At 73.5% G+C, this 5,994-nt stretch carries 6 protein-coding genes; 1 reads left to right on the top strand and 5 read right to left on the bottom strand.

Annotation, left to right across the window (positions count from 1 at the left end):
- The coding region (locus tag HCN52_RS21015) for an alkaline phosphatase (protein WP_168090020.1) at positions 1–1,035 on the top strand (1,035 nt) is incomplete at its 5' end.
- 85 nt (positions 1,036–1,120) lie between these two features.
- Here the strand turns inward: HCN52_RS21015 and HCN52_RS21010 are convergent.
- The 5 genes from HCN52_RS21010 to HCN52_RS20990 all read right to left on the bottom strand — a co-directional run bounded on the left by HCN52_RS21010 (position 1,121) and on the right by HCN52_RS20990 (position 5,472).
- A complete protein-coding gene (locus HCN52_RS21010) occupies positions 1,121–2,026 on the bottom strand; it encodes an oxidoreductase (protein WP_168090019.1) in 906 nt (301 codons plus the stop codon).
- 262 nt (positions 2,027–2,288) lie between these two features.
- Positions 2,289–2,669, bottom strand: coding sequence for a hypothetical protein (locus HCN52_RS21005; protein ID WP_168090018.1), 381 nt, complete (start codon positions 2,667–2,669; stop codon positions 2,289–2,291).
- Positions 2,670–2,855: 186 nt separating this feature from the next.
- A complete protein-coding gene (gene pth, locus HCN52_RS21000) occupies positions 2,856–3,452 on the bottom strand; it encodes an aminoacyl-tRNA hydrolase (RefSeq protein WP_168090017.1) in 597 nt (198 codons plus the stop codon).
- 117 nt (positions 3,453–3,569) lie between these two features.
- Complete coding sequence (locus HCN52_RS20995) at positions 3,570–4,172, bottom strand: 50S ribosomal protein L25/general stress protein Ctc (RefSeq protein ID WP_168090016.1); 603 nt, start codon at positions 4,170–4,172, stop codon at positions 3,570–3,572.
- Positions 4,173–4,497: 325 nt separating this feature from the next.
- Positions 4,498–5,472 carry a ribose-phosphate diphosphokinase gene (locus tag HCN52_RS20990; protein WP_168090015.1) on the bottom strand — a complete coding sequence of 325 codons (975 nt, stop codon included), beginning with the start codon at positions 5,470–5,472 and terminating at the stop codon, positions 4,498–4,500.
- Between the last annotated feature and the right edge of the window lie 522 nt (positions 5,473–5,994).

The following is a 5,994-nucleotide window of genomic DNA, read 5'->3' as shown; positions in this document are numbered from 1 at the left end:
TCCGCCGCCACCGCCACCGCCCTGGCCACCGGCGTCCGCACCTACAACGCCGCCATCGGCGTGGACGCCGACCGCAAGCCGGTCCGCAACCTGACCGAGCGGGCACAGGAACTCGGCAAGGCCAGCGGCGTCGTCAGCAGCGTGCCGTTCACCCACGCCACCCCCGCCAGCTTCGTCGCCCACAACGAGCACCGGAACAACTACCACTCCATCGCCCGCGAGATGCTGTGGGAGCACGAGATCAACGTCGTGATGGGCGGCGGCCACCCCTGGTACGACGGCGACGCGCAGCGGCGCGACGAGCCCGTCTTCCAGTACCTCGCCGAGCAGGAGTGGAACGCCCTCTCCGGCGGCGAGACGCAGTTCGAGCTGGTCGAGACCCCGGAGGAGTTCGCCGCGCTCGCCACCGCGGAGACCACCCCCGAGCACGTCTTCGGCATGCCGCAGGTCGCCGCGACCCTCCAGTACGACCGCAGCGGCCCCGACCGCGCCGCCGACGGCACCCCGGTCGCCGGGGCCGAGCCGTTCACCGCACCGAAGAACACCGGCGTCCCCCGGCTCGACGAGATGGCCTCGGCCGCGCTCAACATCCTCGACAACGCCTCCGAGGAGGGGCTGTTCCTCATGGTGGAGGGCGGGGCCATCGACTGGGCCAGCCACGCCAACGAGCTGAACCGCCAGATCGAGGAGCAGATCTCCTTCAACCGCACCATCGAGACCGTCGTCGACTGGGTCGAGCGCGAGAGCAGCTGGGCCGAGACCCTCGTCGTCGTCACCGCCGACCACGAGACCGGCTACCTCACCAGCACCGACGCCGACCCGGGGTGGAAGCCGATCCAGGGGGAGAAGGGCGAGCTGCCCCGCGCCACCTGGCACACCGGGGGCCACACCAACGCGCTCGTCCCGGTCTACGCCAAGGGCGTCGGCGCCACCCGCATCGAGCAGTACGCCCGCCACGAGGACCCGGTGCGCGGTGCCTACCTGGAGAACATCGACATCGCCGAAACGGTCTTCGACTACTGGGGCCGCCCCTGACCGGCACCCGCCCGGCACCCCGACCGGCACCCCGACCGCCCCCGCCGCTGCGCGACGGGGGCGGTCGCGCGCGGTCGGGACGCGGTCAGGGGGCGGACCGGCGGAGCGCGTCGAGCGAGCGCAGCTCCTCCTCGCTGAGGCGGATCGCACCGGCCGCGACGTTCTCCGCCACATGGGCCGGGTCGCCCGTCCCCGGGATGGCCAGGACGTGGTCGCCCTGGTGCAGGGTCCATGCCAGCCGGATCTGGGCGACGGACGCCCCGTGCGCGCGGGCCACCTCCCGCAGCCGCGCGTCCTGCGCACCGCCGTGCCCGGCCTCGCCGCCCTCACCCGCCACGGCGTAGAACGGGACGAACGCGGTCCCGTCCGCCGCGCAGGCCCGCACCATCCCGTCGTCGGCGGCCGCGTCGACACCCCAGCGGTTCTGCACGCACACCACCGGTGCGATGCGCCGTGCCTCGGCGAGGTGCTCGGGCCGGGCGGCGGAAAGGCCGAGGTGCCGCACCAGTCCGGCGTCCCGCAGCTCGGCGAGGGCGCCGAAGTGCTCGGCGAGGTTCGCGGAACTCCGGCTCATCAGCCGGAGGTTGACCAGGTCGAGATGGTCGCGTCCGAGCTGCCGCAGGTTCTCCTCGACGTGGCCGCGGAGTTCGTCCGGTCGCGCCGGCTCCGCCCAGGCTCCGCTGGAGTCCCGGGAGGGCCCGACCTTGGTGGCGATCACCAGGTCGTCCGGATAGGGCGACAGGGCGCTGTTGATCAGTTCGTTGGCGGAACGCAGGCGGGAGAAGTAGAAGGCGGCGGTGTCGATGTGGTCGACCCCGAGCTCCACCGCGCGGCGGAGGACGGCGATCGCCTGCGAGCGGTCGCGCGGCACCCCGGCGTGGAACGGCGCGCTCCCCGTCAACCGCATCGCTCCCAGCCCCAGCCGGTTGACGGTCAGGTCGCCCAGTCGCCAGGTGCCCGCGGCGCCCGCGTGGGGGTGGTTCATCATCATGATCGGCTCCGGCTCCCTCGACCCGGGGTGTCGACGGGCTGTCGACGGCAGGACCCCGAGGTCGGTCAGGTGTGCGGCGGACGGCGCGGTGCCGTCCGGCTCGACCGCGGGAGCGGGAGCCGTCAGGTCGCGGCGGTCAGGAAGGTGGCGGTGACCAGCGCGAGCCCCGTGGCGGCGACGGCGAGGCCGGGGCGGGGCAGGCGCAGCCCGCCCGCGACGATCACCGAGGCCAGCAGCAGCGCCCCGGCCAGCGGCAGCCAGCCTAGAGGAACCCCGGCAGCCCGGTCCGCACCACCTGCGCGGTGTCGGGTCGCAGCGCCACCGCGACCCGGTCGCCCTCGACCCGGCCGATGTGCTGCTCCAGCTCCACCGTCGGGTGGGCCTCACCCAGCGGCGACCGCGGGACGAAGGGGCCGGTGCAGGAGCGCGGTCCGCAGCGGTCCACCGTCATGGTGCCGCGGGTGATCTCCTTCGCGTACAGCGAGTACTGCACCGTCCCCCAGGACGCCCAGGCGCCGGAGACCACCAGCAGGGTGACCACCAGGGACGATCCGACGACGCGGCACACGCCCAGGGCACGAACGGGACGGGAGCGGGGGCGGTGCCGCACCGCGCCGGGCGGAGCGGTGGCGATGACCGGCATGGCCGCATACTTCGCCACCGCCGGTCCCCGGTCAAGAGCCCCTGGTCGCGCGGTGGTTGTGCGCCGCGGCGGCCCGGGCGCAGGGCCGTCCCGGGGCTGCGGGGCCGCGACGCACCGGCTGCCGAGCGGCCCTGCGGTCGCCCGGTGGCGCCGGGTGGTTCGACCGGTCCGGCGGGGCCGGCGGGTTCAGCTGTTGAAGGTGGACTGCGCGCGCTCCAGGCCGTCGGTGATCAGCGCCTCCACGGCGTCGGCGGCGCGGTCGACGAAGTAGTCGAGCTCCTTGCGCTCGGTGGAGGAGAAGTCCTTGAGCACGTAGTCGGAGACCTCCATGCGGCCGGGGGGCCGCCCCACACCGAACCGGACCCGGTAGTAGTCGCGCCCGATGGTCGAGGTCAGCGACTTGAGCCCGTTGTGCCCGTTGTCGCCGCCGCCGCGCTTCAGCCGCAGCACGCCGTAGTCGATGTCCAGCTCGTCATGGATGACGACGACCCGCTCCAGCGGGATCTTCTGGTAGCCGCAGACGGCGTTGACCGGGCCGCCCGAGAGGTTCATGTAGCTCATGGGCTTGGCCAGCACGATCCGGCGGCTGTCCGGGCCGGGCGGGCCGAGGCGGCCCTCGGCCACCATGGCGCGGGAGCGGTGCACGGCGAACCGGGCGCCGATGCGCTTCGCCAGCAGGTCGGCGACCATGAAGCCCACGTTGTGCCGGTTGCCGGCGTACCCCGGCCCCGGGTTCCCCAGCCCGGCCACCAGCCAGGGCCCGTTCTCCGCTGTCTCGCTCACCTGGTTCCTCGCTCTCGGCGGTCACGTGCTGTGCTGCGGCGCCGGGTCGCGGTGACCCGGCGCTCCACCGCCGGCGTGGCGGTTCACGGCCGTCCGGGAAGAGGGGTGGGGCGGCGGTCAGGCCGCGCCGTTCTCCGCGCCGTCCTCGGTGCCCTCGGCGTCGGCGGCGGGCTCCTCGGCCTGCGGGGCGACGACCTGCACGACGACGGCCTCCTCCTCGGTGACGAGGGTGATGCCCTTGGCCAGCTTGATGTCCTTGGCGAGCACCTGGTCGCCGGTGGCGAGGCCCTCGACGGAGACCGCGACGGACTCGGGCAGGTGGGTGGCCTCGGCCTCGACCGACAGGGTGGTGAGGTTGTGCTCCAGCAGGTGCTGGCCGGGTGCCAGGTCGCCGGAGACCTCGACCGGCACCTCGACGGTGACCTTCTCGCCCTTCTTCACGACGAGCAGGTCGATGTGGACCAGCTTGTTGCGCAGGGCCTCACGCTGGATGGCCTTGGGGATGACGAGCTGGTTCTTGCTGCCCTCGATGGCCAGGTCGATCAGGACGTTGGGGGTCTTGAGGGCCATCATCAGGTCGTAGGCCGGCAGCGTGACGTGGACCGGGTCGGCGCCGTGGCCGTAGACGACGCCGGGGATGCGGTCGGCGACGCGGTTGCGGCGCGCGGCGCCCTTGCCGAACTCGGTGCGGGGCTGGGCGGGGATGGTCACATCGGCCATGGTGGCGCTCCTCGTGCGAAGGGTGGGTGGGTCTGCCGGACGAACCGGGGTGCGCCCGGGCGGCCGGCGCACACCGTCCGCGACCGCCGGGACCGAACGGACCCGAACCGCTTCAGAGGAGCGCGTCGATAACGGACGGCCTCGCGGCGCCTCGCGGCACCTGCGGCGGCCTCCCTCGCCGAGCATCGCGCAGCAGTCTACCGGGGCGGTGCGCGGGGAACGAAACCGGGCGCCGGACGAGGTCGTCCGGCGCCCGGGAGGCGATGCGGCCGGCGGTCCCGCTCCCGGCCCGGCGGGGCCGGGCGGGCGGACCGCCGGGGTGCGGCTAGTGGTCCTCGAAGAGGCTGGTGACCGAGCCGTCCTCGAAGACCTCGTGGATGGCGCGGGCGATGGTCGGCGCCAGCGGCAGCACGGTGATCTTCTCCATGCCGAGGCGGCTGGGGGTGGGCAGCGAGTCGGTGAAGACGAACTCCGAGACGCGGGAGTTCTTCAGCCGGTCCGGCGCGGGGTCGGAGAGGATGCCGTGGGTCGCGGTGACGATGACGTCTGCGGCGCCGTTGGCGTAGAGCGCGTCGGCCGCGGCGCAGATGGTGCCGCCGGTGTCGACCATGTCGTCGACCAGCACGCACACCCGGTCGCGGACGTTGCCGACGACCTCGTGGACGGAGACCTGGTTGGCGACGTCGGGGTCGCGGCGCTTGTGGACGATCGCCAGCGGCGCGTTGAGTCGGTCGCACCAGCGGTCGGCGACCCGCACCCGGCCGGCGTCCGGCGAGACGATGGTCAGCTTGTCGCGGTCCACCCGGTCGCCGATGTAGTCGGCGAGCAGCGGCAGCGCCTGGAGGTGGTCGACGGGGCCGTTGAAGTACCCCTGCACCTGGTCGGCGTGGAGGTCGACGGCGAGGATGCGGTCCGCGCCGGCGGCGGTCAGCAGGTCCGCCATCAGCCGCGCCGAGATGGGCTCGCGGCCGCGGTGCTTCTTGTCCTGCCGGGCATAGCCGTAGTACGGGATGACCACGGAGATCGACCGGGCCGACGCGCGCTTCATCGCGTCGATCATGATCAGCTGCTCCATGATCCAGGTGTTGACCGGCGCGGTGTGGCTCTGGACGAGGAAGCAGTCCGCGCCGCGGACCGACTCCTTGTAGCGGACGTAGATCTCGCCGTCGGCGAAGGTCCGGGCGGTGGTCGGTACCAGCTGCACTCCGAGGGCGTCCGCGACCTCCTTCGCCAGCTCGGGGTGAGCGCGGCCGGAGAAGAGCATCATCTTCTTCTCGCCGGACGTCTTGATCCCGGTCACAGCAGGTCTCCTTGAGTGTCGCTCCGGAGTTCACCGAACCCCGACGGTCGCCTTTCGGCCATCTGCCCGAGGCATCTCTACGGTACGTGGTGGCCGCCGGGGCGGAACACCGGTGCGCCGGCCCCGGACCCGGCGGGACCCGGACGAGCCCGGCCCCGGAACCCGCCCGGAACCCGGTCGCCGATGCCGCGCCGTTGAACAGATCATCGCAGTTCAACGTTTGTGTGGCGAGAGCGGGACAAGGACCGACCGCCCGGCGCGCGACGGCGCACGCGCGGTGTGGCACCGCCTGTCGACCGCTTCGGAGCGCCCCCGGACGCGCCGGATGTGAGATCCGCCGCGTCCGTACGTCGGACGCTCGCCGCCGGCACCTTCCGGCCCGCCTAGGTCACGGACGGTGACAGCAGAGCTGGCGCGGGCACCGCGGGTGCCTCCGGGCTCGCACTGCGTGCCCCCGCCGGGGCGCCCCGCACACGCCGGACGCCCCCGCGCGGGGCGGGGGCGTCCGTGGCTGCTCGGTGG

Origin of the sequence: Streptomyces bohaiensis (assembly GCF_012033785.1) — a bacterium.
GTDB classification, from domain to species: Bacteria; Actinomycetota; Actinomycetes; order Streptomycetales; family Streptomycetaceae; genus Streptomyces; species Streptomyces bohaiensis.
Note: the sequence above shows the minus strand (reverse complement) of the source record. Positions and strands in the feature narration are given on the sequence as shown.